Source organism: Streptomyces sp. NPDC059906 (genome assembly GCF_042730645.1).
Taxonomy (GTDB): Bacteria; Actinomycetota; Actinomycetes; order Streptomycetales; family Streptomycetaceae; genus Streptomyces; species Streptomyces rubrogriseus.
In genome coordinates this window covers 16,466-40,344 of record NZ_JBHWKU010000012.1, presented here as the reverse complement: position 1 = coordinate 40,344, position 23,879 = coordinate 16,466, and the positions used below count along the sequence as shown (strand labels likewise).

Sequence of the window (23,879 nt, the reverse complement as noted above, 5' to 3'; positions counted from 1 at the left end):
GCGGTGACCGTCAGCCGCCCCTGGCCGCGCTCCCGCCCGTGTCCGCGGCCGCCGCGTCCACCCGGTCCAGGGGAAGGTGCAGGACGGTGCTCCCGGTGGCGGCGGGCGGGTCACCGGCGGCGATCTCCGAGTCCGTCAGGGCCCTGTTCCACACCTGTACGTCGTCGACGGCGCCGGTGAAGCGGGCCCGGCCGTCCATCCGTTCGCCGATGTGCACCCCGAAGGGGGAGTTCCGGCTGACCGAGCCCGGCACGTCCGCCGCGTCGGCCGCCGCCGAACCGTCGACGAACAGCGTGAGCCGTCCCCCGCCGCGGCGCAGCGTCAGACGGTGCCACCGCCCGTCGTCGTACGCGCGGTCCGTGCGCACCCACGCCGAGCGCGGGGCCGTCGCGCCGTCGCGCGCGGTGATCAGCCCCTGCACCCGCCCGGCGTCCGGTTCGGCGCGCAGCCACACCTGGGGCTGGGTGGTGCCGATGCCGCCCATCCACAGCAGCGGCTGCTCCCCGTCGGCCGCCGAGTACCGGAACCACAGCGACGCCGTGAAGTCCCCCTCCCCGAGCGCCAGCCGCCCGTCGTAGGGCAGCCGTACGGCGTCGTCCGCGCCGTCGAACGCGAGCGCGCCGCCCACCGCGCCGTCCGCGGCCGGCGCGGCGCCGCCGAGCACGGCCGCGGGGGCCGCTCCGGCGGCGAGGTCGGGGGTGGTGGGGTCGGGGCCCCGGGGTGGAGCGAGCCGGTCCGCGGCGAGGCGGGCGAAGCGGATCTCGTCGCGGGCGTCGGTCTTCCCGCCCTCGTACAGCAGGCCCACGGTGTCGTCGTCGACCCTCACCAGGTCCGAGTAGCCGGACCAGTCCCGGGTGACGACCGTGCCGCGGTCCGCGCTGTCCCAGGTCGCGCCGCCGTCCCGGGAGGAGCGGACCGTCATCGTCCGGCGGCGGTCGGGGTCGGCGGGCGCCGACAGCAGGATGCGGTCGCCGAGACGCAGCACCGCACCCTGCACCTGCGGGGCGTACAGGTCGGGCAGGGCCCGGAAGGGCGCCGCGAAACTGTCGCCGCCGTCCCGGCTGAGTGCCTGGGTGCGGTGGCCGAGGTCGGTGCCGTTCTCCTCCCGGCCGCTGACCAGGAGGGCGCCGTCGGCGCGTTCGGTGAGGGTCAGTTCGGAGGGCTTCTGCCGGAAGGTGCCGTCGGCGGCGACGGGCCAGGTGTCGGTGGCGCCGGTCCTCCAGTGCTCGCCGCCGTCGTCGCTGACCACGAGGGCCGCGTGGTTGGCGCTGACCCGGGTGCCGTCCCAGGTCTCGGCGTTGACGCCGACGACGAGCCGGCCGGGGTGGGCGCCGCCGGTGAGCTGGACGCCGTGCACGGGGCCGGTGGCGTACCAGGAGTTCCAGTCGGGCGGCAGGATCTCGGGGCTCAGGTCGCGGGGCGCGGACCAGGTGCGGCCGTCGTCGTCGCTGTGCTGGAGGTGCGGCGTGCGGGCGCAGGGCACCGCGCAGTTGGCGCCGTCCGTGCGGCCCGCGTTGTACGTCTCAAGGAGCAGGACGCGGCCGGTCGCGCGGTCGACGACCGGGGCCGGGTTGCCGTGGGTGTCGCCGTCGCCGTCGTTGACGACCCGCAGCGGGCCCCAAGTAAGTCCGCCGTCGGTGGAGCGTTTGAGGACGATGTCGATGTCACCGGCGTCCGCGCAGTCGAGGACGCGGCCCTCGGCGAAGGCGAGCAGCGTGCCCTCGGTCGTGCGCACGATCGCCGGGATGCGGAAGCAGGCGTATCCGCCGGGGTCGCGGGCCGCGTCGAAGAGCACCTGCTCCTCGAAACCGGGGGCTCGGTCGCCGGATTGGGCGTGCGCGGGGAGCGGGGACAGGGCCAGCGTGCACGACGCGGCGAGCGCGAGCCAGCAGGGACGGCGGGTTCGAGGGGGCATGGCGCGGTCTGCCCTTCGGGCGGCTGGTGGAGGGGACCCATTCGTCCGGACATCAGTACAAGAGACGTCCGGTGTCCGCGGGGACCGCGCCGTCCCCCGCGTGTCGGACACCGGCGTGGTCGAGGCGGGGCCCCCGGGGCGCAGGGGGCGCTCCCCGCCCGGCAGGAGCCCCGCCGCCGTGCCGCGGGGAGGGGGGTCAGCCCTGGGCGACCGCGGCCCGCAGGGCGACCCGGTCCTCACCCGCGTACACGTTCATGGAGCTGCCGCGCAGGAAGCCCACCAGTGTCAGACCGGTCTCGGCGGCCAGGTCCACGGCCAGCGAGGACGGCGCGGAGACCGCGGCCAGTACCGGGATGCCCGCCATCACGGCCTTCTGCGCCAGCTCGAAGGAGGCCCGGCCCGACACCAGCAGCACGGAACGGGACAGCGGCAGGTCCCCGTTCTGCAGGGCACGCCCGACCAGCTTGTCGACCGCGTTGTGCCGGCCCACGTCCTCCCGTACGTCCACCGGCTCGCCGTCCTCGGTGAACAGCGCCGCCGCGTGCAGCCCGCCCGTGCGGTCGAAGACCCGCTGGGAGGCGCGCAGCCGGTCGGGGAGGTCCGCGAGGAGTTCCGGGGTGACGCGGACCGGGGGTGTGTCGGCGATGGGCCAGCGGGCCGTCGTACGCACCGCGTCCAGGCTCGCCTTGCCGCACAGGCCGCAGGAGGAGGTGGTGTAGACGTTCCGCTCCAGCGTGATGTCGGGGACCCGCACACCGGGGGCGGTCTTCACGTCGACCACGTTGTAGGTGTTGGTGCCGTCGGCCGTCGCGCCCGCGCAGTACACGATGTTCTGCAGGTCGCCCTGCTCGGCCAGCACCCCCTCGCTCACCAGGAAGCCCGCCGCCAGCGCGAAGTCGTCGCCGGGGGTGCGCATCGTGATGGCGAGGGGCTTGCCGTTGAGCCGGATCTCCAGCGGTTCCTCGGCGACGAGCGTGTCCGGGCGGGTGGAGACCGCTCCGTCCCTGATGCGGATGACCTTGCGTCGTTCCGTGACTCGTCCCATGTTCGTGCCCCTTGCGCCGGTCGGTGTGCCGGTCAGTCCCGGTTCTGTACGTGCTGGTAGCCGAAGCGGCCCTTGATGCACAGGTTGCCGTGGGTCACCGGATTGTCGTGCGGAGAGGTGACCTTCACGATCTCATTGTCCTGTACGTGGAGCGTGAGGTTGCAGCCCACGCCGCAGTACGCGCACACCGTCGTCGTCCCGGTCTGCCGCTCCTCGTCCCAGGTGCCCGCCGCCCGCATGTCGAACTCGGACTTGAAGGACAGGGCGCCCGTGGGGCACACCTCGATGCAGTTGCCGCAGTACACGCACGCGGAATCGGTCAGCGGGCCGTCGTGCTCGACCGAGATCCGGGCGTCGAAGCCGCGGCCGGAGACGGAGATGGCGAAGCTGTTCTGCCACTGGTCGCCGCAGGCGTCCACGCACTTGTAGCAGAGGATGCACTTGCCGTAGTCGCGCACGTAGAGGTCGTTGTCGACACGTGGTTCCTCGTCGACGCGGGCCGTGTCCGGGCCGAAGCGGTCGGGCTTCGCCTCGTACTCCTTGATCCACTGGGCGACCGAGGGGGTCGTGGACAGGTCGACCGAGGAGGCGAGGAGTTCGAGGACGACCTTGCGGCTGTGCCGGGCCCGCTCGGTGTCCGTGCGCACCACCATGCCCGGTTCCGCCATGCGCGAGCAGGCCGGCGCGAGGGTCCTGGCGCCCTCCACGTCCACCACGCAGACCCGGCAGGCGTTCTTCGGCGTGAGCGTGTCGCCCTCGCACAGGGTCGGGACGTCCTTCCCGGCGGCCCGGCAGGCGTCGAGGATCGTGGACCCTTCGGGGACCCGGGCCTCCTGCCCGTCGAGGGTGAACTCCACCAGGCGGCGCGGCACTCCGAGCGGTATCGCGGTCATTCGTACGCCCCGAGACGGTCGATGGCGGATTCCACGGCGTTCCACGCGGTCTGCCCCAGACCGCAGATCGAGGCGTCCCGCATCGCGCGGCCGACCTCGCGGAGCAGGGCGATGTCGTCGGCCGCCGCGGCGCCCGTGCGGTCGGCGATCCGGTGCAGCGCCTCCTCCTGGCGCACGGTCCCGACCCGGCACGGCACGCACTGCCCGCACGACTCGTCGCGGAAGAACTCGGCGATCCGCAGCAGGAGGCGGGGCAGCGGGACGGTGTCGTCGAAGGCCATGACGACGCCGGAGCCCAGGGTGGTGCCCGCCTCGCGGGTGCCTTCGAAGGTGAGCGGGATGTCCAGTTCGTCGGGGCGGACGAAACCGCCCGCGGCGCCGCCGAGCAGGACCGCGCGGAGGTTGTCGCGGACCCCGGCGAGGGTGAGCAGCTCACCGAGCGTGGCGCCGAAGGGGAGTTCGTAGACGCCGGGGCGGGCCACCGTGCCGGACACGCAGAACAGCTTGGGGCCGGTGGACGTCGGAGTGCCGATCGCGGCGTACGCCTCGGCGCCCATCGTCAGGATGGGGAGGACGTTGACCAGGGTCTCGACGTTGTTCTCCACCGTGGGTTTGCCGAACAGGCCCTTCTCGACCGGGAACGGCGGCTTGGAGCGTGGCTCGCCGCGGTGGCCCTCGATGGAGTTGAACAGGGCCGTCTCCTCGCCGCAGATGTACGCGCCCGCGCCGCGCCGGATCTCGATGTCGAAGGCGTAGCCCTGGCCGAGGACGTCGTCGCCGAGCAGGCCGCGGGTGCGGGCCTGCTCGACGGCGTGGGTGAGGCGGGTCAGGGCGCGGGGGTACTCGCCGCGGAGGTAGAGGTAGCCCCGGTGGGCGCCGGTCGCGTAGGCCGCGATCGTCATGGCCTCGACCAGGGCGTACGGGTCGCCCTCCATCAGGACGCGGTCCTTGAAGGTGCCCGGTTCGGATTCGTCGGCGTTGCAGACGAGGTAGTGCGGGTGGTCGGGCTGGGCGGCCGTCGCCTGCCACTTGCGGCCGGTGGGGAAGGCGGCGCCGCCGCGGCCGACCAGGCCGGCGTCGGTGACCTCGCGGATGACGGCGGCGGGGCCGAGGGCGAAGGCGCGGCGGAGGGCGGTGTAGCCGCCGTGGGCGCGGTAGTCGTCGAGGGAGGTGGGGTCTGTGGTGCCGATGCGGTGGAGGAGGGTGAGGGTGGGGGTGGGGGTGCCGGTCTGGGGGACGGCGGTTTCGGGGGCGGGTTCGGTGGGGGCGGATTCGGGGGCGGTGGCCGCCGTGACCGCCCGGTCGGGGGTTGCGGGGGCGCATACCGCCGTCGCGTGGAGGGTGTTTCGCCCCCGCCGCCCCTTCCCTTTCCCGTCCCCGGGGGCTGCCGCCCCCGGACCCCCGCTTTCGGCCTGGACGGCCTCGTCCTCAAACGCCGGACGGGCTGGAGTGCCGGCCTGGATCACCAGAGTCGCCGGGGCCCGTTCGCACAGGCCCAGGCAGGGAGACCGCTCGACCTTCACGCCGCTCTGCGGGCCCAGGCGTTTCTCCACGGTCGCGCACAGCTCACTCGCGCCCGCCGCCGTGCACGCCAGGTCCGTGCAGACGTGCAGGACCGTGGCCGGGCGGGGGCGGACGGAGAACATGGCGTAGAAGGTGGCCACCCCGTACGCCTCCGCCGGGGGGACCGTCAGGCGGCGGCACACGTAGTCCAGGGCGCCCTCGCTGATCCAGCCGACGCGGTCGTTGAGCGCGTGCAGGGCCGGGAGGAGCTGGTCGCGGCGGTCCCGGGCCTCCCGGCCGCCGCGGGCCCATCTGAGGTCCGCGTCGGAGCGGTCCGCGCCCTCCCAGGAGGACTCGGGCGGGCCCAGCAGGGCGTCCACGGCCGCGCGTTCCTCGTCCGTGGGCTTGCTGTCACCGAAGCGCAGGTCCACTGGCGCTCACCTTCTCGATCCGGATCGCCGAGGCCTTGAACTCCGCCGTCCCGGCGATGGGACAGTTCGCCTCGATGGTCAGCTGGTTGGTGTCCACCTCGTCGGGGAAGTGGAAGCTCATGAAGGCAAGTCCCGGGCGCAGGGCCGTGTCGACCCGGACGGGCGCGAGCAGTGAACCGCGCCGGGAGGTGACCCGGACCTCCTCGCCGACCACCACCCCGTAGCGTTCGGCGTCCTCCGGGCAGAGTTCGACGGACTCGCCGCGGCGCAGCGGTGAGGCGTAACCGCCGCTCTGCACGCCCGTGTTGTACGAGTCGAGGCGGCGTCCAGTGGTCAGCCGGATCGGGTACTGCTCGTCGGTGAGGTCTACGGGCGGGTCGTGCCGGACGATGCCGAAGGGGGCGAGACGGCCGCGGGAGGCCGGGTCCTGGGCCCACAACCTGCCGTGCAGGTACGTCGGTTCCAGCTCCTGGGTGCTCGGGCACGGCCACTGGATGCCCTGGTGCTCCTCCAGGCGGGCGTAGGTCATGCCGTGGTGGTCGGGGGAGAGGGAGCGCAGTTCGTTCCAGACCGCCTCGGCGTCGGCGTACTTCCAGTCGTGGCCCAGGCGGGCGGCGAGGTCGCAGAGGATGTCGATGTCCTCGCGGGCCTCGCCCGGCGGGGTCACCGCCCTGCGGACGCGTTGTACGCGCCGTTCGCTGTTGGTGGTGGTGCCCTCCGTCTCCGCCCAGCCGGCCGTGGCCGGGAGGACCACGTCGGCCAGTTCGGCGGTTTTGGTGAGGAAGATGTCCTGGACCACCAGGAAGTCCAGGGCGCGCAGGCGGCGTACCGCCTGTTCGGCGTCCGCCTCCGACTGGGCCGGGTTCTCACCGATGCAGTAGACGGCGCGGAGCGCGCCCTCGTCCATCGCCTCGAACATCTCCGTCAGCGTGAGGCCGTGGCACGGCTCGACCACCGTGTCCCACGCCGTCTCGAATTTCCGGCGGACCTCCGGGTCGAGGACGTCCTGGAAGCCGGGGAGGCGGTTGGGGATGGCGCCCATGTCGCCGCCGCCCTGCACGTTGTTCTGGCCGCGCAGGGGCTGCAGACCGGAGCCGTAGCGGCCGACGTGGCCGGTGAGCAGGGAGAGGTTGATCAGGGCGCGGACGTTGTCCGTGCCGTTGTGGTGTTCGGTGATGCCGAGGGTCCAGCACAGCTGGGCGCGCTCGGCACGGGCGTAGGCGTGCGCCAGCTCGCGGATGGCGGCGGCCGGTACGCCGGTCACCTTCTCGGCGAGGGAGAGGGTCCAGGGTTCGACCAGGGCCTTGTAGTCGTCGTAGCCCGTCGTCGCGCGTTCGACGAACGCCTCGTTGGCCAGGCCCGCGTGGATGATCTCCCGGCCGACCGCGTGCGCCAGCGCGATGTCCGTGCCGACGTTCGGTCCGAGCCAGCCCTCCGCCCACTCGGCGGTGGAGGTGCGGCGCGGGTCCACCGCGTACATGCGGGCGCCGCCCCGGATGCCCTTCAGCACGTGCTGGAAGAAGATGGGGTGCGCGAAACGGGCGTTGGAGCCCCACATGACGATGACGTCGGTGTGCTCGATCTCCTCGTAGGAGGAGGTGCCGCCGCCCGAGCCGAAGGCGGCCGACAGGCCCGCGACGCTCGGCGCGTGGCAGGTGCGGTTGCAGGAGTCCACGTTGTGGGTGCCCATGACCACCCGGGTGAACTTCTGCGCCACGTAGTTCATCTCGTTGGTCGCCCGCGCGCAGGAGAACATCCCGAACGCGCCGCGCGCCGCCGTCAGGCCCCGGGCCGTGCGGTCCAGGGCCTCCTCCCAGGTCGCCCGGCGGAAGGGTGCTTCGCGCGAGTCCCGGACCAGGGGGTGGGTGAGGCGGGTGTAGGTCTTGGGGGTTCGGTCGCGTTTCGTCATGCGGCGCTCCTCAGCGCGAGCAGGTCCGACAGGGCGTGCACGGTGCGCAGGGTGGGGACCGGGACCCCGGTGATCTCCGCCAGCTCGACGACGGCGGCGAGCAGGACGTCGAGTTCGAGCGGCTTGCCGCGCTCCAGGTCCTGGAGCGTGGAGGTGCGGTGGTCGCCGACCCGTTCGGCGCCCGCGAGCCGGCGTTCGATGGAGACGCCGACCTCGCAGCCGAGGGCCGCGGCGACCGCCAGCGTCTCGGTCATCATGGTTTCGATGACCTCGCGGGTGCCGCCGTGCAGGCACATCTGCCGCATGGTGGCCCGGACCAGGGCGCTGATCGGGTTGAAGGAGATGTTGCCCAGCAGCTTCAGCCAGATGTCGCCCCGCAGGTCCGGCTCGACCGGGCACTTCAGGCCGCCCGAGCGCATCGCCTCGCTGAACGCCGTGCACCGCGGCGAGACCTCCCGGCCGGGCTCGCCGATCGAGAACCGGGTGCCTTCCACATGGCGTACGACGCCCGGCTGTTCCAGTTCGGTGGCCGCGTACACGACGCAGCCGACGGCCCGTTCGGGCGCGAGCACCGCACTGACCGCGCCGGCCGGGTCCACGCTTTCGAGGCGGCGCCCGTCGTGGGGGCCGCCGTGACGGTGGAAGTACCACCAGGGGATGCCGTTCTGGGCGGCCACGACCGCCGTGGAGTCGTGCAGCAGCGGCTCGATCAGCGGCCCGCACGCCGCGTACGAGTTGGCCTTCAGACCCAGGAACACGTAGTCGACCGGGCCGACTTCGGCCGGGTCGCCGGTGGCGTGCGGATGCGCGGTGAAGTCGCCGCGCGGGCTGCGTACCCGGACTCCGTACTGCCTCATGGCCGCCAGATGCGGTCCACGGGCGATGAGATGCACGTCGGCGCCCGCACGGTGGAGCGCGGCGCCGACGTAGGCGCCGATCGCCCCGGCGCCGAGTACTGCGACTTTCATGGCGGGGGAGCTCCGTTCGGTCGAGGGATACCGAGGAGGAACCGAGAATGTCTGTCGACGAAATATTGTCTACAGTATGGAGGTTGGGGCGGCAAGGCCTTGCGCAGCAGTGGTGGTGGTCTGTAGTCGGGTGATCGGCTTCTGTAGTTGTCCGCTCAACAGTCTTCTCAAGCGCTTTCCGGATGCCTACGGTTGGGGACCCATGAGTCCCCCCGTCGCACCCCCGGGCTGGAGCCGCTGGCTCGTTCCCCCGGCCGCTCTCTCGGTCCACCTCTCCATCGGCCAGGCCTACGCCTGGTCCGTGTTCAAACCGCCCCTGGAGTCCGCGCTCGGCCTCAGCGGCACGCAGAGTGCGCTGCCCTTCCAGCTCGGCATCGTCATGCTCGGGCTCTCGGCCGCCTTCGGCGGCACGCTCGTGGAACGGCACGGGCCGCGCTGGGCGATGACCGTCGCCCTGATCTGCTTCTCGTCCGGCTTCCTGCTCTCCGCGCTCGGCGCGGCGGCCGAGCAGTACTGGCTGATCGTCCTCGGTTACGGCTTCGTCGGCGGCATCGGCCTGGGCATCGGCTACATCTCGCCCGTCTCGACGCTGATCAAGTGGTTCCCCGACCGGCCGGGCATGGCCACCGGCATCGCCATCATGGGCTTCGGCGGCGGCGCCCTCATCGCCTCGCCCTGGTCGGCGCAGATGCTCAAGTCCTTCGGCTCCGACAACTCGGGGATCGCCCTCGCCTTCCTCGTCCACGGACTGACGTACGCCGTCTTCATGCTGCTCGGCGTGCTGCTGGTACGGGTGCCGCGGCCCAGGGAACGGGCCGACGGCCGCCCCGCCCCGCTCGAAGGGGTCCAGGTCTCGGCGCGCTCCGCGATGCGCACCCCGCAGTTCTGGCTGCTGTGGATCGTGCTGTGCATGAACGTCACCGCCGGCATCGGCATCCTGGAGAAGGCCGCGCCGATGATCACGGACTTCTTCTCCGACACCTCCACGCCGGTGTCCGTGACCGCCGCGGCCGGCTTCGTGGCCCTGCTGTCGGCGGCCAACATGGCGGGCCGGTTCGGCTGGTCCTCCGCCTCCGACCTGATCGGGCGCAAGAACATCTACCGCGTGTACCTCGGTGCCGGCGCGCTCATGTACACCCTGATCGCGCTGTTCGGCGACTCCTCCAAACCGCTGTTCGTGCTGTGCGCCCTGGTCGTCGTGTCCTTCTACGGCGGCGGCTTCGCCACGGCCCCCGCCTACCTCAAGGACCTCTTCGGCACCTACCAGGTCGGCGCGATCCACGGGCGGCTGCTCACCGCCTGGTCGCTGGCCGGCGTCCTCGGGCCGCTGATCGTGAACTGGATCGCCGATCACCAGGAGGAGGCCGGACGGCACGGCTCGGCCCTGTACGGCACGTCCTTCCTCATCATGATCGGGCTGCTGGTCGTCGGCTTCGTGGCCAACGAACTCGTCCGCCCCGTCCACGCCCGGCACCACCGGCCCGCCACCCCGACGCAACAGGAGGGCAACGATGTCACCCGACCGCAGCCAGAGTCCGCCTGACGCCACCGGGACGCCCGGCCGGCGGCCGCTGATCGCCTTCACCTGGCTGTGGGTGGGCGTGCCGCTCGCCTACGGTCTCTACGAACTCGTGCGGAAGGCGACCCAGCTCTTCACCGGGTGAGGGCCCGGGCCGGTGACCGGCGGACGGCCCGGGGCGGCCGAGGATGCTGACCGAAGCCGACAAGCCGGGCGCCGGTTTCCTGTCGTATCACCTGCCGTCGTACCCGTCGGTCACTGATCACACTGGTGGATCCCGTACCCCGAGGCAGCGAGGACTCCACCCATGCACCAAGGCTCCCGCATCACCGCCGTCGGCCACTACCAGCCCGCCCGGATCCTCACCAACGAGGACCTGGCGGGCATGGTCGACACCAGCGACGAGTGGATCCGGAGCCGGGTGGGCATTCGTACGCGCCGGATCGCCGGACCGGACGAGCCGGTCGACGAGCTGGCCGGCCACGCCGCCGCGAAGGCGCTCGCGGCGGCCGGGCTGACCCCCGCCGACGTGGACCTGATCGTGGTCGCCACCTCCACCGCGATCGACCGCTCCCCGAACACCGCCGCCCGCGTCGCCGCCCGCCTCGGCATCCCCGGCCCGGCCGCGCTGGACCTCAACGTCGTGTGCGCGGGCTTCACCCACGCCCTGGCCACCGCCGACCACGCCGTACGGGCCGGTTCCGCGAGCCGGGCGCTGGTCGTCGGCGCGGACAAGATGTCCGAGGTCGTCGACTGGACCGACCGCACCACCTGCGTGCTGGTCGGCGACGGGGCGGGGGCCGCCGTCGTCGAGGCCTGCGCTCCGGGCGAGGAGCCGGGGATCGGTCCCGTGCTGTGGGGGTCGGTGCCCGAGATGGGCAACGCGGTCCGCATCGAGGGGACGCCGCCGCGGTTCGCACAGGAGGGGCAGAGCGTCTACCGCTGGGCGACCACCCGGCTGCCCGCCATCGCACGCCAGGCCTGCGAGCGGTCCGGTCTCGAGCCGGCCGACCTCGCCGCGGTCGTCCTGCACCAGGCCAACCTGCGCATCGTCGAACCCCTCGCCGCGAAGATCGGCGCCGTCAACGCCGTGGTCGCCCGCGACGTCGTCGAGTCCGGCAACACCTCCGCGGCGAGCATCCCGCTGGCGCTCTCCAAGCTCGTGGAGCGGGGCGAGATCACCACCGGCGACCCGGCCCTGCTCTTCGGCTTCGGCGGCAACCTCTCCTACGCCGGACAGGTCGTCCGCTGCCCCTGAACGTCCCGGACCGTCCCCGATGTGACGTGGCCTACACCCACGGCGCCCTGGCCCGGGCGCGCCGTAGACTGTAGACGAAAGACAATCAATACTTCGCGTACTGATTGTGTTCCGGCCGTCGAGGGGGGACCGATGTTGTCCGCAGGACTGCCGCAGGGCGCGGTGCCCAGGCTCGAACGGCCCGGCCCGCTGCGGGACCGTGTCTACGAGGCGCTGCTCGAACTCATCACCACCCGGGCCCTCCAGCCCGGCCAGCACCTCGTCGAGAGCGAACTCGCCGGTCACCTCGGGGTGTCGAGGCAGCCCGTGCGCGAGGCGCTGCAGCGGCTCAACACCGAGGGCTGGGTCGATCTGCGCCCCGCACAGGGCGCCTTCGTGCACGAGCCGACGGAGGAGGAGGCGGACCAGCTCCTGACGGTGCGTACGCTCCTGGAGGCCGAGGCGGCCCGGCTCGCCGCGGCCAACGCCTCCAGTGCCGGCATCGCGGCCCTGGAGGCGCTGTGCGAGGAGGGGGAGCGGGCCGTCGCCGCCGAGGACGTGGACGCCGCCGTCGCCTGCAACGCCCGGTTCCACGGCAAGGTCATGGAGCTGGCGGGCAACGCCGTCCTCGCCGAACTCGCCGCACAGGTCGACCGCCGGGTCCGCTGGTACTACACGCCGGTCGCCCGCCAGCGCGGCCGTCAGTCCTGGATCGAGCACCGCAGGCTGATCGCGGCCGTCACCGAACGGGACGAGCAGGCGGCGACCCGGCTGATGCGCGAGCACACCGAGCACACCCGCCGCTCGTATCACGCCCGCGGAGAATCGTAAGGTCACAGCCCCGTTCGCAGCGGGTTCACAGGCCGTCCGGCGCATGGTCCGGACGGCCTCTTCGTGTCCGGGGCCGTGCCGTGCCGCACCCTTCTTTGTCCACTCAGTGGAGAAAGTTCGCAGCAATTCGTGCGCAACTTCTTCCCACGCCCGGCGCCCACTGCTACGTTCCCTCCGAAAGCAAGCCACGCCGACAAGTCAGGGACGTGGCCGAAAACCGGCGGACCCAAGGCCGATCGAGGCGGGGAGGGGCTCGTGAGACGCATGACCGCACGACCCGCTAACGCTCACCAAGCGCGACTGCTCCAGCTGTTGCGCGACGGAGGGCCCAACTCCCGCGCCCAGCTGGGCGACCAGGTCGACCTCTCCAGGTCCAAGCTGGCCGTCGAGGTGGACCGGCTGCTGGAGACGGGACTCGTGGTGGCCGACGGACTCGCCGCCTCGCGCGGCGGGCGCCGCAGCCACAACGTCCGCCTCAACCCCGAACTCCGCTTCCTCGGCGTCGACATCGGCGCGACCTCGGTCGACGTCGCCGTCACCAACGCCGAGCTGGAGATCCTCGGGCACATCAACCAGCCACTGGACGTGCGCGAGGGCCCGGTCGCGGTCTTCGAGCAGGTGCTCGCCATGGCCGCGAAGCTGCGCGCCTCCGGGCTCGCGGAGGGCTTCGACGGCGCCGGCATCGGCGTCCCGGGGCCGGTCCGCTTTCCCGAGGGCGTGCCGGTGGCTCCGCCGATCATGCCGGGCTGGGACGGCTTCCCCGTACGGGAGGCGCTCAGCCAGGAGCTCGGCTGCCCGGTCATGGTCGACAACGACGTGAACCTGATGGCGCTGGGGGAGCAGCACGCGGGCGTCGCCCGTACCCAGCACGACTTCCTCGTCGTCAAGATCGGTACCGGCATCGGCTGCGGCATCGTCGTCGGCGGGGAGGTCTACCGCGGTACGACCGGCAGCGCGGGCGACATCGGGCACATCCAGGCCGTGCCCGACGGGCGTCAGTGCGCCTGCGGCAACCGGGGCTGCCTGGAGGCCCACTTCAGCGGCGCGGCCCTGGCCCGCGACGCCACGGAGGCCGCCGAGCAGGGGCAGTCGGTCGAGCTGGCGAACCGGCTGGAGGCGAACGGAGGCCTCAGCGCCGCCGACGTCGCCGCCGCGGCGGCCGCGGGCGACGCCACCGCACTGGACCTGATCAGGGAGGGCGGCCGCAGCACCGGCCAGGTCATCGCCGGCCTGGTCAGCTTCTTCAACCCGGGCCTGGTGGTGATCGGCGGCGGGGTGACCGGCCTCGGCCACAACCTGCTTGCCGCGATCCGCACCCAGGTCTACCGCCAGTCGCTGCCCCTGGCGACCGGCAACCTGCCCATCGTACTGGGGGAGTTGGGCCCCACCGCCGGAGTCATCGGCGCGGCCCGGCTGATCAGCGACCACCTGTTCTCACCCGCGTAGCCACCGTTCGGTTCACGAGCCCCACCCAGCACAGCGCTCTACTCAGCCCTGCCCTGCTCCGTACCGTCAGGCCCCGTTCCGCCACGCCCTGCTCTGCTCTGCCCTGACACCGGCCCGCACGCCCGCCGAGGGGACCTCACATGGCACCAGAACCACCGCTGCTCAGCATGTCCGGCATCACCAAGTCGTTCCCCGGAGTCCGGGCCCTCGACGGCGTCGACCTCGACGTCCAGGCCGGCGAGGTGCACTGCCTCCTCGGCCAGAACGGCGCCGGGAAGTCCACCCTCATCAAGGTGCTGGCCGGCGCCCACCAGCCCGACACCGGCACCATCCGCTGGCGCGGCGAGGAGGTCACCCTGCGCTCGCCCATCGCGGCCATGCGACTGGGCATCGCCACCATCTACCAGGAACTCGACCTGGTCGAGCACCTGTCGGTCGCCGAGAACGTCCATCTCGGTCACGAGCCGACCGCCGCCGGCTTCGTCGTACGGGGGAGGGCGGCCAAGGCGTCGACGGCCGCGCTGCTCAAGCGGCTCGGGCATCCCGAGGTCGACCCGGGGCGGCTGGTCGGGGAGCTGTCGGCGGCGCAGCAGCAGATCGTGTCCATGGCACGGGCGTTGTCGCACGACGTACGGCTGATCGTGATGGACGAGCCGTCCGCCGCGCTCGACCCGGACGAGGTCGACAACCTCTTCCGCATCGTCGCCGACCTCACCGCCGACGGAGTCGCCGTCGTCTACATCTCGCACCGCCTGGAGGAGATCCGCCGCATCGGCGACCGGGTCACCGTCCTCAAGGACGGCCGCGCGGTGGCCGGCGGGCTGCCCGCCGAGTCGACGCCGACCAGCGAGGTGGTGGCGCTGATGACCGGTCGCAACGTCGAGTACGTCTTCCCGGACCGGCCCACCGCACCGCCCGCGGGCGAACCCGTGCTGAGCGTCAAGGGGCTGTCCCGGGACGGGGAGTTCGCCCACCTCGACCTGGAGCTGCACCCCGGCGAGATCGTCGGCCTCGCGGGACTGGTCGGCTCCGGCCGCTCCGAGATCCTGGAGACGGTCTACGGCGCCCGCAAGGCGAGCACCGGCCAGGTCCTCGTCGACGGGCGGGTGCTCAGGCCCGGCAGCGTGCGGGCCGCGGTCCGCGCCGGGCTGGGTCTGGCCCCCGAGGAGCGCAAGGCCCAGGCCCTGCTGATGCTGGAGTCCGTCACCCGCAACGTGTCGGTCTCCGCCATGTCCCGCTTCTCGCGCGGCGGCTGGATCGACCGCGGCGCCGAACTCGGCGCGGCGCACAAGGCGACCCGCGAGCTGTCGCTGCGGCCCGACAACCCGGCGGTGCCCGTGCGCACCCTGTCCGGCGGCAACCAGCAGAAGGCGGTGCTCGCCCGCTGGCTGCTGCGCGGCTGCCGGGTCCTGCTGCTCGACGAACCCACCCGCGGCGTCGACGTCGGCGCCCGCGCCGAGCTGTACGCCGTCATCCGGCGCCTCGCCGACGAGGGCCTCGCCGTCCTGCTGGTCTCCAGCGAGGTGCCCGAGGTGCTGGGCCTCGCCGACCGCGTACTGGTGCTGCGCGAGGGCCGCGTCGTGCACGAGGCCCCCGCCCGCGAACTCGACGAACACCGCGTACTCGACCTCGTGATGGAAGGAAGCCCGGCGTCATGACGCAGCACGTGTCCCCGCCACGGGGCGGCATCGACAAGGCGGCACCCGTGGAGGGTCCGCCCGCCTGGCGGGTCCGGCTGGGCCGCGCCGACGTCCGCACCCTCACCCTGCTCGGTGTGCTCGCCGCACTGGTCCTCATCGGCGGCATCACCCAGCCCGACGCGTTCCTCGACACCCGCAACCTGCAACTGGTGCTCACCCAGGCGTCCGTGATCGGCATCGTCACCGTCGGCGTCACCTTCGTGATCATCTCCGGCGGCATCGACCTGTCGGTCGGCGCCATCGTCGCCCTCTCCTCGGTGTGGGCGACCACGGTGGCCACCCAGGAGTACGGGTTCGCCGGCATCCTCTTCACGGCCGTCGTGGTCGGCGTCGGCTGCGGCCTGGTCAACGGCCTGCTCATCTCCTTCGGCGGGATGGTCCCCTTCATCGCCACCCTCGCCATGCTGGCCTCGGCGCGCGGACTCGCGCTCCAGATCACCGACGGCCGCACCCAGGTCGTCACCGTCCCGAGCGTCCTCGACCTCGCCGAGCGCGACTCGTACGTGCTCGGCATACCGCCGCTGGTGCTGGTCTTCGCGGCCGTCACCGTCGTCGGCTGGCTGGTCCTGAACCGGACCACCTTCGGCCGCCGCACCGTCGCCGTCGGCGGCAATGCCGAGGCCGCCCGGCTGGCCGGCATCGACGTCCGCCGCCAGCGGCTCTACCTCTACCTGCTGTCCGGGCTGTGCTGCGGCATCGCCGCCTTCCTGCTGGTGGCCCTCGCCGGCTCCGGCCAGAACACCAACGGCAACCTCTACGAACTCGACGCCATCGCCGCCGCGATCATCGGCGGCACGCTGCTGACCGGCGGCCGGGGCCACATCATCGGCTCCGTGCTCGGCGTCCTGATCTTCACCACGATCACCAACATCTTCGCCCTGAACAACCTGCAGAGCGACGTCCAGCAGATCGCCAAGGGCGCGATCATCGTCGCCGCCGTGCTGGTCCAGCGCCGTACCGCAAGCACGCATTGAGGAAAGGGTTCACCGTCATGACGAAGCTCACGAGTCGCAGAGGGATGCTCTTCGGGGCCGCCGCCGTGTCCGCCGGTGCCGTCCTCGCCGGGTGCACCAGCAACGACCCCGACGGCGGCGACGACAAGGCCGCCGCGGACACCCAGCCGGCCGCCGACGACAAGCCCGGCAAGCCGGTCACCATCGGCTACGCCGGCCCGCAGGCCGACCACGGCTGGCTCAACGCCGTCAACGACCAGGCCAAGAAGCGCGCCGAGAAGTACTCCGAGATCACCATGGAGATCACCGAGGGCTCCAACGACACCGCGCAGCAGATCGGCCAGATCGAGACCCTCATCAACAAGAAGGTCGACGTCCTGGTCATCCTGCCGGCCGACGGCAAGGCCCTCACCCAGGTCGGCCTCAAGGCGATGCGGGCGGGCATCCCGGTCATCAACCTCGACCGGATCTTCAACAGCCCCCAGGCCTACCGCTGCTGGGTCGGCGGCGACAACTACGGCATGGGTCTCAACGCCGCCCACTACATCGGCGAGAAGCTCAAGGACAAGTCGGACGCCAAGGTCATCGAACTGGCCGGCATCGACAACCTGGAACTGACCCAGCAGCGCACTCAGGGCTTCGACGACGGCCTGAAGAACTACCCGAACATCAAGAAGGTGGCCCGCCAGGCCGCCGAGTTCACCGTCGAGTCCGGCCAGGCCAAGATGGCCCAGCTGCTCCAGGCCCAGTCGGACTTCGACGCCCTGTGGAACCACGACGACGACCAGGGCGTGGGCGCGCTGCGCGCCATCGAGCAGGCCGGCCGCGACGACTTCCTGATGGTCGGCGGCGCGGGCGCGCTCTCCGCCTTCGAGGCCATCAAGGCGGACAGCGGTGTCCTCAAGGCGACGGTGCTCTACCCGCCGACCATGGCCGCCTCCGCGATCGACCTGGCCCGCGCTCTTGGCCAGGGCAAGGGCGTCAGCGGTCTCGCCGAGTTCGAGATCCCCTCGACCGTCACCTGCTACTCGGCCGTCGTCGACAAGGACAACGTCGACCAGTACATGTCCACGGGCTTCAAGTGAGGGCTGCCGCCCCGGCAGCGGCCTGACCAGCCGCCGCCGGGGCGGGGCCCACCCCACCGCGCCACCACGACGAGGAGGACATCCGCATGGGACAGCCGCAGCAGCCCGAGGGGGCCGGCGCCGAGGAGGCAGCCGCCGGGACCGACAGCGGGACCGATACCGGGACCGGTGCCGGGGCCGGGGCGGCGACGGGGGCGTCCGCGACCAGACCGCCCCTGCGGGTCGGCATGGTCGGCTACGCCTTCATGGGCGCCGCCCACTCCCAGGGCTGGCGCACCGCCGGCCGGGTCTTCGACCTGCCGCTGAACCCGGTACTGGCCGCGATCTGCGGGCGGGACGCCGACGCCGTCCGCCTGGCGGCCGACCGGCACGGCTGGGCGAGCACCGAGACCGACTGGCGGACCCTGGTCGAACGGGACGACATCGACCTCGTCGACATCTGCACCCCCGGCGACAGCCACGCCGAGATCGCGCTGGCCGCGCTCGCCGCCGGAAAACACGTGCTGTGCGAGAAGCCGCTGGCCAACACCGTCGAGGAGGCGCAGGCGATGACCCGCGCCGCCGACGAGGCCGCGGCCCGGGGCCGGCTGGCGATGGTCGGCTTCAACTACCGCCGGGTTCCCGCCACCGCGCTGGCCCGGCGGATGGTCGCCGAGGGCCGCGTGGGCCGGCTGCGGCACCTGCGGGTGACCTACCTCCAGGACTGGCTGGTCGACCCGAAGTCACCGCTCACCTGGCGGCTGCGCAAGGAGCTGGCCGGATCGGGGGCGCTCGGCGACCTGGGCGCCCACATCGTCGACCTCGCCCAGTACCTGTCGGGCGAGCGGATCGCGGGCGTCTCCGCCCTCACCGAGACCTTCGTACGGGAACGCCCGCTGCCCGCCGGCGCCCCCCGGGGCTTGTCCGCGGGCTCGGCCGACGGGGTGACGGGACAGGTCACCGTCGACGACGCGGCCGTGTTCACCGGCCGCCTCACCTCCGGGGCCCTGGTCTCCTTCGAGGCCACCCGCTACGCCACCGGCCGCAAGAACGCCCTGCGCATCGAACTCAACGGCGAGCGCGGCTCACTCGCCTTCGACCTGGAACGGCTCAACGAGCTGTCGTACCACGACGGCACCGAGCCCGGGGCGCACGCGGGCTTCCGCCGGATCCTGGTCACCGAACCCGGACACCCCTACCTGGACGCCTGGTGGCCGCCGGGCCACGGACTCGGCTACGAGCACACCTTCGTGCACCAGGCGCGCGACCTCGTGCACGCCGTCGCCGAAGGCCGGAGCCCCGAACCCTCCTTCGCGGACGGGCTGCAGGTGCAGCGCGTGCTCGCCGCCGTGGAGGAGAGCGCCGAGAAGAACTCCGTCTACACCCCGATCACCCCCTGAGGAGGCCGGCAGCGCCATGCCACGCAACTTCACGCTCTTCACCGGACAGTGGGCGGACCTGCCGCTGGAGGAGGTCTGCCGCCTCGCCCGCGACTTCGGCTACGACGGTCTGGAACTCGCCTGCTGGGGCGACCACTTCGAGGTCGACAAGGCCCTCGCGGACCCCTCCTACGTGGACTCCCGGCACCAGCTGCTCGACAAGTACGGCCTCAAGTGCTGGGCCATCTCCAACCACCTGGTCGGCCAGGCCGTCTGCGACGCCATCATCGACGAGCGCCACGAGGCCATCCTGCCCGCCCGCATCTGGGGCGACGGCGACGCGGAGGGCGTACGGCAGCGCGCCGCCGCCGAGATCAAGGACACCGCACGCGCCGCCGCCCGGCTCGGCGTCGACACCGTCATCGGCTTCACCGGCTCGGCGATCTGGCATCTGGTCGCCATGTTCCCACCGGCGCCCGAGTCCATGATCGAGCGCGGCTACCAGGACTTCGCGGACCGCTGGAACCCGATCCTGGACGTCTTCGACGCGGAGGGCGTGCGGTTCGCCCACGAGGTGCACCCCAGCGAGATCGCCTACGACTACTGGACCACGCAGCGGGCCCTGGAGGCGGTCGGCCACCGGCCCGCCTTCGGCCTCAACTTCGATCCCTCCCACTTCGTGTGGCAGGACCTCGACCCCGTCGGCTTCCTGTGGGACTTCCGCGACCGCATCTACCACGTCGACTGCAAGGAGGCCCGCAAGCGCCTGGACGGCCGCAACGGGCGGCTCGGCTCCCACCTGCCGTGGGGCGACCCCCGGCGCGGCTGGGACTTCGTGTCGGCCGGGCACGGCGACGTCCCCTGGGAGGACGTCTTCCGCATGCTGCGCTCCATCGACTACCAGGGGCCCGTCTCCGTCGAGTGGGAGGACGCCGGTATGGACCGCCTGCAGGGCGCGCCCGAGGCCCTCACCCGGCTCAAGGCCTTCGACTTCGAGCCGCCCACCGCGTCCTTCGACGCCGCGTTCAACAGCTGATCCGCGCGCCCGGCGCAGGTCGGGACGGGGACCGGAGGAAACCGCCGGTCCCCGGTCGGGGCTGCCCGAATCCCGCTTTGTCCTGAGTTGGGTAAAAGTTCAACGAGACCTGACCCAAGGGGTGTTGGCCCCGGAAGAACGCGGTTACCGTCCCTGAAGTGTTCAGGACATTCACGCCTCCGGGGTGACGGCGCACCCCGGCGCCCGCATCGCACGTCTTCGCACCCATCCCGTACGGCCCACCCGTTCCCGGAGGGACTTCGTGCACAGAACCAGACTCAAAGGCACCAGCACCGCGAGGCGCCCCAGGCTTCGCACCACCCTCGCCCTGTTCACCGGCCTGCTGCTGGCCGTGGGCACCCCGGCGACCGTCGCCGGCGCCCACCCGGGCCACCCGGAGCACGACGAGACACCGGTCGCCGCCGAGGGGCAGTTCCAGCAGGTACCCCTCGCCAAGGGCGAGCCCGAGATGGGCGAGCCGATGTCGCTCGCGGTGCTCCCGGACCGCAGCGTCCTGCACACCGCCCGCGACGGCACACTGCGCCTGACCGACCAGGGCGGCGTCACCAAGGTCGCCGGCAAGATCCCCGTCTACAACCACGACGAGGAGGGCCTGCAGGGCGTAGGCATCGACCCGGACTTCGAGAACAACCGGGCGATCTACCTCTACTACGCCCCGCCGCTCGACACCCCCGCGGGCGACGCCCCGGAGAACGGCACCGCCGAGGACTTCAAGCCGTTCGACGGCGTCAACCGCCTCTCCCGCTTCGTCCTGAACGCCAACGGCACGCTGGACATGGCCAGCGAGAAGAAGGTCCTGGACGTCGCGGCCTCCCGCGGCACCTGCTGCCACGTCGGCGGCGACATCGCCTTCGACGCCGAGGGCAACCTCTACCTCTCCACCGGCGACGACACCAACCCGTTCGCCTCCGACGGCTACACGCCGATCGACGAGCGCGCCGACCGCAACCCGGCCTTCGACGCCCGCCGCAGCGCCGGCAACACCAACGACCTGCGCGGCAAGCTGCTGCGCATCAAGGTCGCCGAGGACGGCTCGTACACCATCCCGGAGGGCAACCTCTTCGAGCCGGGGACCGAGAAGACCCGGCCCGAGATCTACGCGATGGGCTTCCGCAACCCGTTCAGGATCAGCGTCGACAAGAAGACCGGCACGGTCTACGTCGGCGACTACGGCCCCGACGCCGGCGCCGCCGACCCGAAGCGCGGCCCCGCCGGACAGGTCGAGTTCGCCAAGGTCACCAAGGCCGCCAACTTCGGCTGGCCCTTCTGCACCGGCGACAACGACCCGTACGTCGACTACGACTTCGCCACCAAGACCTCCGGCGAGACCTTCGACTGCGCGGCCCCGAAGAACACCTCGCCGCACAACACCGGTCTCACCGACCTGCCGCCCGCGCAGGCCGCCTGGATCCCGTACGACGACGACTCGGTGCCCGAGTTCGGCAGCGGCTCCGAGTCCCCGATGGGCGGCCCGGTCTACCGCTACGACCCCGACCTCGACTCCAGCGTGAAGTTCCCCGAGGAGTACGACGGGGACTTCTTCGCCGGGGAGTTCGGCCGGCGCTGGATCAAGCGGATCGAGCAGACCGAGGACGGCGCGGTCTCGAAGATCAACGACTTCCCGTGGACCGGCACCCAGATCATGGACATGGAGTTCGGCCCCGACGGCGCGCTCTACGTCCTGGACTACGGCCTGTCCTGGTTCCAGGGCGACAAGGACTCCGCCCTGTACCGGATCGAGAACGCCGCGGACGGCTTCTCGCCGATCGCCGAGGTGAGCGCCAACAAGACGTCGGGCGCGGCCGGACTGAAGGTGAAGTTCACCGCCACGGCCAAGGACGCGGACTCCCCGGACCTGACCTACGGCTGGGACTTCGGCGACGGCACCAAGGGCGAGGGCCTGACCCCCACCCACAAGTACAAGAAGGTCGGCACCTACACCGCGACCTTCACCGCGAAGGACCCCGAGGGCAACACCGGCAACGCCAGTGTCCGGATCGTGGTCGGCAACACCGAGCCCAAGGTGGTCATCGAGACCCCCGGCAACGGCACCCTGCTCCCCATGGGTGAGCCCATCCCGTTCAAGGTGAAGGTCACCGACCCCGAGGAGACGATCGACTGCTCCAAGGTCAAGGTCGCCTACAGCCTCGGTCACGACTCCCACGCCCACGAGCTGACCAGCGAGATCGGCTGTGAGGGCACCCTCAACCCGCCGCCGGGCGACGGCGGCCACGACCCCAACGCCAACATCTACGGCGTCGTCGGCGCCAGCTACACCGACGGCGGGGCGAACGGCCAGGAGGCCCTGACCGGCACCGCCCGCACCGTGATCCAGCCCCCGCACCGCCAGGCCGAGCACTTCACCGCCCAGCAGGGCGTGTCGCCCATCGACAAGACCGGCGCCAACGGCGGCAAGACGGTCGGCGACATCAACGACGGCGACTGGATCTCCTTCAGCCCCTACAAGTTCGACGGGCAGAAGAAGCTGACCGTACGGGCTTCCTCCGGCGGCGCCGGCGGCTACGTCGAGGTCCGCACCGGCTCGCCCACCGGCAAGCTGCACGGCTCGGCGTACATCCCGCCGACCGGCAGCTGGGAGACCTTCCAGAACGTCGACGTGCCGCTGCGGGCCCTGCCCAGGAAGACCACCGACGTCTACCTGGTCTTCAAGGGCGGCGAGGGCGCGCTGTTCGACATCGACGACTTCGAGTTCTCCACGGAGCCGTTCAAGGCCGGCAAGAAGGTCCTGGTCTTCTCCAAGACCGCGGGCTTCCGCCACGACTCCATCCCGGCGGGCATCGCCGCCCTGAAGGAGCTGGGCACCCCGGCCGGCATCTCGGTCACCGCGACCGAGGAGGCCGGGCAGTTCACCACGGCCAACCTCGCCAAGTACGACGCGGTCGCCTTCCTGTCCACCACCGGTGACGTACTCAACGCCGATCAGCAGAAGGCGTTCGAGAACTACGTCAAGAACGGCGGCGGCTACATGGGCATCCACGCCGCCGCCGACACCGAGTACGACTGGGAGTTCTACGGCGGCCTCGTCGGCGCCTACTTCGACTCGCACCCGGCCATCCAGAAGGCCACCGTCCGCGTCGAGGACCACGACCACCCGGCCACCGCGCACCTCGACGACACCTGGGAGCACACCGACGAGCTGTACAACTACCGCACCAACCCGCGCGAGCAGGCCAAGGTCCTCGCCACCCTCGACGAGACCACCTACGACGGCGGGAACATGAAGGGCGACCACCCGATCGCCTGGTGCCAGAACTACGGCGGCGGCCGCTCCTTCTACACCGGCCTCGGCCACACCAAGGAGTCCTACGCCGACGAGGCCTTCCGCGGCCACCTGCTCGGCGGCATGCAGTACGCCACCGGCCAGGTCAAGGCCAACTGCAAGCCCAGCAAGGGCTACCGGGACATCTTCAACGGCCAGACCCTGGACGGCTGGAAGCAGGCCGGCCCCGGCAAGTTCAACGTCAAGGACGGCGTCCTGGAGTCCGAGGGCGGCATGGGCCTGCTCTGGTACCAGGCCAAGGAGCTGAAGTCGTACTCCCTCAAGCTCGACTGGAAGATGCGCGGCGACGACAACTCCGGTGTCTTCGTGGGCTTCCCGGCCTCCGACGACCCCTGGTCCGCCGTCAACAAGGGCTACGAGATCCAGATCGACGCCACGGACGCCGTGGACCGCACCACCGGTGCGATCTACACCTTCAAGGCGGCGAACATCAAGGCCCGCGACCAGGTTCTGCGGCCGCCCGGCCAGTGGAACTCCTACGAGATCAAGGTCCGCGGCGAACGCCTCCAGGTGTTCCTCAACGGAGTCAAGATCAACGACTTCACCAACAAGGACCCCGAGCGGAGCCTGACCGACGGCTACATCGGCCTGCAGAACCACGGCGCCGACGACCAGGTCTCCTTCCGCAACATCCAGCTCAAGGAACTGCCCTCCTAGGGCGAACCCGCCCCTGAGGGGTGACCTCCCGCGGGAGGCGCCCCCCAGGGGCGACCGGAACGGCGGCGGGC

The 23,879-nt window shown here is 71.8% G+C and carries 17 protein-coding genes; 11 read left to right on the top strand and 6 right to left on the bottom strand.

Annotated features, from left to right (window positions below; all coding sequences use genetic code 11):
• Positions 1 to 10: 10 nt before the first annotated feature.
• The 6 genes from ACFV9J_RS19700 to ACFV9J_RS19675 form a co-directional block, all read right to left on the bottom strand.
• Positions 11 to 1,915, bottom strand: coding sequence for an exo-alpha-sialidase (locus ACFV9J_RS19700; RefSeq protein ID WP_385355929.1), 1,905 nt, complete (start codon positions 1,913 to 1,915; stop codon positions 11 to 13).
• 196 nt (positions 1,916 to 2,111) lie between these two features.
• The gene (gene fdhD / locus ACFV9J_RS19695; RefSeq protein WP_385355928.1) at positions 2,112 to 2,960 is read right to left on the bottom strand and encodes a formate dehydrogenase accessory sulfurtransferase FdhD; all 849 of its coding nucleotides are present in this window, start codon (positions 2,958 to 2,960) and stop codon (positions 2,112 to 2,114) included.
• Positions 2,961 to 2,992: 32 nt separating this feature from the next.
• The gene (locus ACFV9J_RS19690; protein WP_385355927.1) at positions 2,993 to 3,853 is read right to left on the bottom strand and encodes a 2Fe-2S iron-sulfur cluster-binding protein; all 861 of its coding nucleotides are present in this window, start codon (positions 3,851 to 3,853) and stop codon (positions 2,993 to 2,995) included.
• A complete protein-coding gene (locus ACFV9J_RS19685; protein WP_385355925.1) occupies positions 3,850 to 5,787 on the bottom strand; it encodes an NAD(P)H-dependent oxidoreductase subunit E in 1,938 nt (645 codons plus the stop codon). Before ACFV9J_RS19685 ends, ACFV9J_RS19690 begins: the two co-directional genes overlap by 4 nt.
• Positions 5,768 to 7,696: a molybdopterin oxidoreductase family protein gene (locus ACFV9J_RS19680; RefSeq protein WP_385355924.1), complete on the bottom strand. Its 1,929-nt coding sequence runs from the start codon at positions 7,694 to 7,696 to the stop codon at positions 5,768 to 5,770. Before ACFV9J_RS19680 ends, ACFV9J_RS19685 begins: the two co-directional genes overlap by 20 nt.
• Positions 7,693 to 8,664, bottom strand: a complete 972-nt coding sequence (locus ACFV9J_RS19675; RefSeq protein WP_385355922.1) for a 2-dehydropantoate 2-reductase — start codon at positions 8,662 to 8,664, stop codon at positions 7,693 to 7,695. The genes ACFV9J_RS19680 and ACFV9J_RS19675 overlap by 4 nt, the downstream gene beginning before the upstream one ends.
• Before the next feature lie 202 nt (positions 8,665 to 8,866).
• Between ACFV9J_RS19675 and ACFV9J_RS19670 the strand changes: the two genes are divergently transcribed.
• The 11 genes from ACFV9J_RS19670 (at position 8,867) to ACFV9J_RS19620 (ending at position 23,808) form a co-directional block, all read left to right on the top strand.
• Positions 8,867 to 10,207 carry an OFA family MFS transporter gene (locus tag ACFV9J_RS19670; RefSeq protein WP_385355921.1) on the top strand — a complete coding sequence of 447 codons (1,341 nt, stop codon included), beginning with the start codon at positions 8,867 to 8,869 and terminating at the stop codon, positions 10,205 to 10,207.
• Entirely contained in the window at positions 10,176 to 10,328 is a 153-nt protein-coding gene (locus ACFV9J_RS19665) for a hypothetical protein (protein WP_385355920.1), read from the top strand. Before ACFV9J_RS19670 ends, ACFV9J_RS19665 begins: the two co-directional genes overlap by 32 nt.
• A 162-nt stretch (positions 10,329 to 10,490) precedes the next feature.
• Positions 10,491 to 11,441, top strand: a complete 951-nt coding sequence (locus tag ACFV9J_RS19660) for a beta-ketoacyl-ACP synthase III (protein ID WP_385355918.1) — start codon at positions 10,491 to 10,493, stop codon at positions 11,439 to 11,441.
• Positions 11,442 to 11,573: 132 nt separating this feature from the next.
• Positions 11,574 to 12,251, top strand: a complete 678-nt coding sequence (locus ACFV9J_RS19655; protein ID WP_003972414.1) for a GntR family transcriptional regulator — start codon at positions 11,574 to 11,576, stop codon at positions 12,249 to 12,251.
• A 264-nt stretch (positions 12,252 to 12,515) separates the two neighbouring features.
• A complete protein-coding gene (locus tag ACFV9J_RS19650) occupies positions 12,516 to 13,697 on the top strand; it encodes an ROK family transcriptional regulator (protein ID WP_356861767.1) in 1,182 nt (393 codons plus the stop codon).
• Positions 13,698 to 13,837: 140 nt separating this feature from the next.
• Positions 13,838 to 15,355 (top strand): sugar ABC transporter ATP-binding protein, encoded by a 1,518-nt coding sequence (locus ACFV9J_RS19645; protein WP_385355917.1) that lies wholly within the window; start codon positions 13,838 to 13,840, stop codon positions 15,353 to 15,355.
• Positions 15,352 to 16,371, top strand: coding sequence for an ABC transporter permease (locus ACFV9J_RS19640; RefSeq protein WP_385355916.1), 1,020 nt, complete (start codon positions 15,352 to 15,354; stop codon positions 16,369 to 16,371). The genes ACFV9J_RS19645 and ACFV9J_RS19640 overlap by 4 nt, the downstream gene beginning before the upstream one ends.
• A gap of 17 nt (positions 16,372 to 16,388) precedes the next feature.
• On the top strand, positions 16,389 to 17,435 hold the full coding sequence (locus ACFV9J_RS19635) for a substrate-binding domain-containing protein (RefSeq protein ID WP_385355915.1): 1,047 nt from the start codon (positions 16,389 to 16,391) through the stop codon (positions 17,433 to 17,435).
• Positions 17,436 to 17,521: 86 nt separating this feature from the next.
• Entirely contained in the window at positions 17,522 to 18,814 is a 1,293-nt protein-coding gene (locus tag ACFV9J_RS19630; protein ID WP_385355914.1) for a Gfo/Idh/MocA family protein, read from the top strand.
• A gap of 16 nt (positions 18,815 to 18,830) precedes the next feature.
• Positions 18,831 to 19,829, top strand: a complete 999-nt coding sequence (locus ACFV9J_RS19625; protein ID WP_385355912.1) for a sugar phosphate isomerase/epimerase family protein — start codon at positions 18,831 to 18,833, stop codon at positions 19,827 to 19,829.
• A gap of 262 nt (positions 19,830 to 20,091) precedes the next feature.
• Positions 20,092 to 23,808: a ThuA domain-containing protein gene (locus ACFV9J_RS19620; protein ID WP_385355911.1), complete on the top strand. Its 3,717-nt coding sequence runs from the start codon at positions 20,092 to 20,094 to the stop codon at positions 23,806 to 23,808.
• The last annotated feature ends 71 nt before the right edge of the window (positions 23,809 to 23,879 follow it).